The 4,832-nt window shown below is 73.7% G+C and carries 1 protein-coding gene; it reads right to left on the minus strand.

The features are described from left to right. Window positions 1–25: 25 nt before the first annotated feature. On the minus strand, window positions 26–4,738 hold the full coding sequence (locus tag ACFC0G_RS13475) for an SDR family NAD(P)-dependent oxidoreductase (protein ID WP_376401945.1): 4,713 nt from the start codon (window positions 4,736–4,738) through the stop codon (window positions 26–28). Window positions 4,739–4,832 lie beyond the last annotated feature (94 nt).

Consider the following 4,832-nt stretch of genomic DNA (forward strand, 5'->3'; position numbering starts at 1 on the left):
GGGGGCGTGTGACCTGATGTGTGGGTCAGGTGGTGCGCGGGCCGAGAGCCATCCGGATAAGGGCCTCGGCGTCGAGGTCGTCGATCGACGCCTCCGGCTCCGCGTCCGCCTCCGACTCTGTGCCGGGGCCGGCGGTTCCGCCGTCCGTCCGGCCGGGTGTCGGCTCGGGCTCGATGCCGGTGAGGCGCAGGACGGCGTCGAGGACACCCGCGTCGCGCAGCCGGTCGAGGGGCAGTTCGGCCAGGGCCCGGCGTACCCGTCCCTCCCAGTCGGTGGGGGCGGGGTCGGCCGGCGCGACGTACTCCTGATGGAGGTACGCGGCGAGCGCGGTGGGCGTCGGGTGGTCGAAGACCGTGGTGGCGGGGAGCCGCTTGCCGACCGCAGCCGAGAGCTGGTTGCGGAGCTGCACGGCCGTCAGCGAGTCGAAGCCGAGCTCGGTGAAGGCGCGGCCCGGAGCCACCCGGTCGGGGGAGGGGTGACCGAGTACGGCCGCCGCGTGGGTGCGGACGAGCGCGAGGAGCGCGGGCCGGCGTTCGGCCTCGGGGAGCGCGGTGATCGCGGCCAGCGCCGTCGACTGCCCGGACGCCGCCGAAGCCGTGTCGCCGGGGGCCGCGGTGCCGCCGGCGGGTGCGGCGAGTGCCTGCCGCGCCTCCGGGACGCCGTCGATCAGGAGGCTGGGGCGCGAGACCGTGAACGCGGGCGCGAACCTCTCCCAGTCCACGTCGGCCACGGCGACGAAGGTCTCGTCGTGGCACAGCGCCTTGGCCAGTTCGTCCAGGGCACGGTCCGGGCTCATCGGGCGGATGCCGCGCCGCTGCCAGTACGCGTCGTCGGCGCCCCGGCCCATGCCGTCGCCCGCCCAGAGACCCCAGGCGACCGAGGTCGCGGTCTCGCCACGGGCCCGGCGCCGGGCGGCGAGGGCGTCGAGGTGGGCGTTGGCCGCCGCGTAGACGCCCTGGCCGCCGCTGCCCCAGACCCCGGCGTTGGAGGAGTACAGGACGAAGGCGTCCAGCGGAGTGCCGCGCAGCAGGTCGTCGAGGACCTGGGCGCCGCTGGTCTTCGCGCCCAGGATGCGGGCGACGTCCTCGGGGCCGGTGGCATCCAGGGGGTCGCCGCCCGGTGCGCCGGCGGTGTGGATGACCGCGGTGAGGGGCGCGTCGGCGGGGATGGTGTCGAGGAGGGTGCGCAGGGCGTGGGGGTCGGCGACGTCGCAGGCGGCGATGGTGACGCGTGCGCCGAGGGAGGTGAGTTCGTCGGTGAGTTGGTCGGCTCCGGGGGCTTGGTCGCCGCTGCGGCTGATGAGGAGGAGGTGGTCGGCGCCGTGTTGGGCCGTCCAGCGGGCGGCGTGGCTGCCGAGGGCTCCGGTGCCGCCGGTGATGAGGACGGTGCCGTGGGGCTGCCAGTCGCGGGCGGGACGGCGTCCGTGGAGGGGGGCGCGGGCGAGGCGGCGGGCGTGAAGTCCCGTTGCCCGTATGGCGATTTGGTCCTCTCCGGTGCTGCCGGAGAGGGCGGTCGTGAGGTGGCCGAGCGCGGCTGCGTCGAGCTCCGTGGTGGGGAGGTCGACGAGACCGGCCCACCGGTCGGGGTGTTCGAGGGCGACGACCCGGCCGAGGCCCCAGAGCATGGCCTGCTCGGGGTCGGCGGGAGTGTCGTGTCGGCCGACGGCTACGGCGCCCCGGGTGACGCACCACAGAGGTGCGTCGATTCCGGCGTCGCCCAGCGCCTGCACCCAGGCGAGAAGGGGCGTGAGTCCGTCGAGGAACGAGACCACACCCGTGAATCCCGCACCGGCCGTCAGCCCGGCGAGCCGGGCGGCGAGCGCCTCGCGGTCGTCGTCCCCGCCCGTCTCCAGCACCTCCACCTCGGCCCCGGCGGCCTTCAGCGCGCCCAGCAGCTCGGCGTCGGGCTCACCACCGGCGGCGACGAGCCACCGGCCGGCCAGGTCCGCCTGCTCGGCGGTCGCCAGCGGCTTCCAGTCGACGCGGTAGCGCCAGTCGTCGGCGGCGCTGGTGGGGGCGGCGCTCTGGAGCCAGTAGCGCTCGGTCTGGAAGGCGTAGGTGGGGAGGTCGGGGTGGGTGGTGGTCGTGGTGGGGAGGAGAGCACTCCAGTCGACCGTGAGGCCGTTGGCCCAGGCTTCGGCGAGGGAGGTGGTGAGGCGGTGCTGTCCGCCGTTGTCGCGGCGGAGGGTGCCGAGTCCGGTGACGGTTTCGGGGAGGGCCATGGTGAGGACGGGGTGGGCGCTGACTTCGATGAAGTGGGTGAAGCCTTCGTCGGTGGCGAGGGTTTCGACGGCGGGTGCGAAGCCGACGCGGTGGCGGAGGTTGCGGTACCAGTAGGTGCCGTCGAGGGCGGGTTCGGTGATCCAGGCGCCTTCGAGGGTGGAGAAGAACGGCACCCGAGGGGCTTGAGGGGTGAGTCCGGCGAGGACCTTGGCGAGGTCGTCCTCGATGGTCTCGACGTGGGCGCTGTGGGAGGCGTAGTCGACGGGGATGATCCGGGCGCGGATGCCGTCGGCTTCGCAGGTGGTGGCGAGTTCCTGGATCTGGGTCGGGTCGCCGGAGACGACGGTGGCGGTGGGCCCGTTCACGGCGGCGACGGAGACCCCGTCGAATCCGGCCAGTCGCTCCAGTACGGCTGTCTCGCTGAGGGCGAGGGAGAGCATGCCGCCCTTGCCTGCGAGGTGAGCGGCGATCGACTTGGAGCGCAGGGCCACGACACGCGCGGCATCGTCCAGGCTCAGCGCACCGGCGACGCACGCGGCGGCGATCTCGCCCTGCGAGTGGCCGATCACGGCCTGGGGTGTGATGCCGTGGTGCTGCCAGACCCGCGCCAGGGACACCATGACGGCGAAGGTGACGGGCTGGACGACGTCGACCCGCTCCAGGGAGGGGGCGCCCGGTGTCTGTCGGACGACGGCTTCCAGGGACCAGTCCACGTACGCGGAGAGTGCGGTCTCGCACTCGGCCATCGCGGTCGCGAACTCCTTTGATGCGTCGAGGAGTTCGGCTCCCATGCCGGCCCATTGGGTGCCCTGGCCGGGGAAGACGAACGCCACGCGTCCGAGGTCGGACGCCGTGCCGCGTACCAGTCCTTCGGGCATCCGCAGCGCGTCCCGCAGGGTCTCCCGGCTGTCGCCGATGGCGACGGCGCGGTGTTCCATCGCCGTGCGTCCGTCGAGGAGTGCGCGGCCCGCCGCGGCCGGGTCCAGGTCTGTACGGCTGTCCGCGTACGCGGCGAGCCGCCCGATCTGGGCGTCGAGCGCGGCCGGGGTCTTCGCCGACACGAGCCACGGGACCACACCGGCGGGGGACTCGACGGACCGCGCCGCCGTCTCGGTGGCCGGGGCCTCTTCCAGGACCACGTGGGCGTTCGTGCCGCTGATGCCGAAGGAGGAGACCGCCGCGCGGCGCAGTCCGCCGTCGTTCTTCTCCGGCCAGTCCATGGCCTCGGTGAGGAGCTCGACCGTGCCCGCCGACCAGTCGATCTGGTCCGAGGGCTCGTCCACGTGGAGGGTCTTCGGCAGCAGCCCGTGGCGCATCGCCTGGACCATCTTGATCACACCGGCGACACCGGCCGCCGCCTGGGTGTGCCCGATGTTCGACTTCAACGCGCCCAGCCTCAGCGGCTGTTCACTGCTGCGCTCCTGCCCGTACGTGGCGATGAGCGCCTGCGCCTCGATCGGGTCGCCGAGCCGCGTGCCCGTGCCGTGCGCCTCGACGACGTCCACGTCACCCGCCGCGAGCCGGGCGTCCGCCAGGGCCCGCCGGATCACGCGCTGCTGCGACGGGCCGTTCGGAGCCGTCAGGCCGTTGCTCGCGCCGTCCTGGTTGACCGCGCTGCCGCGTACGACCGCGAGCACCCGGTGCCCGTTGCGTCGCGCGTCGGACAGGCGCTCCACCAGGAGGACTCCGGCGCCCTCCGCCGGGCCGAACCCGTCCGCCGAGGTGGCGAACGCCTTCGACCGGCCGTCCGAGGCCAGCCCGCGCTGCCGGCTGAACTGGACGAAGAGGTCCGCGTTCGGCATGACCGTGACGCCGCCGGCGAGGGCCATGTCGCACTCGCCCTTGCGCAGGGCCTGCACCGCGAGGTGCAGGGCGACGAGCGACGACGAACACGCCGTGTCCACCGTCAGGGCCGGCCCGTCCGTACCGAGGACGTACGCGATACGGCCGGACAGGAAGCCCAGCGCCGCGCCGCTGACCAGGTGGCCCTCCAGCTCCGGCGACTGCACGGCCGTGCTCTGCCCCGAGGTGTAGCCGGTGTGCCAGCCGCCGACGAAGACGCCGAGGCCGCTGCCCTTCAGGGTCGTCGGGTCGATGCCCGCGTGCTCGATCGCCTCCCACGCGGTGGTGAGGGACAGCCGCTGCTGCGGGTCCATGGCGAGGGCCTCGCGCGGCGAGATCCCGAAGAAGTCGGCGTCGAACTCGCCCGCGTCGTGCAGGAATCCGCCGGACCGGCAGTACGTCCTGCCGGACGCGTCCGGGTCGGGGTCGTACAGGCCTTCCACGTCCCAGCCCCGGTCCTCCGGGAACTCCGAGATCGCGTCCCCGTCCCCGGCCACCAGCCGCCACAGGTCCTCAGGCGAGGCGACACCGCCCGGCAGGCGGCACGCCATGCCCACGATCGCCACCGGCTCGTGCGCGCGTCCCTCGATCTCGCGCAGACGCTTGGTGTTCTGCTGCAGCTCGGCGGTGACGCGCTTGAGATAGTCGCGGAGCTTGTCTTCGTTGTTCGCCATGGCTCCCGTTCTCGCCTGTCCGTTCCGTGTGTGTGGGGGCTGGTGCCGGTGGTGCTGGTGGTGCCGGGGGTGTTGGTGGTGCCGGTCGTGGAGG

Origin of the sequence: Streptomyces sp. NPDC056169, from assembly GCF_042268445.1 — a bacterium.
Taxonomy (GTDB): Bacteria; Actinomycetota; Actinomycetes; order Streptomycetales; family Streptomycetaceae; genus Streptomyces.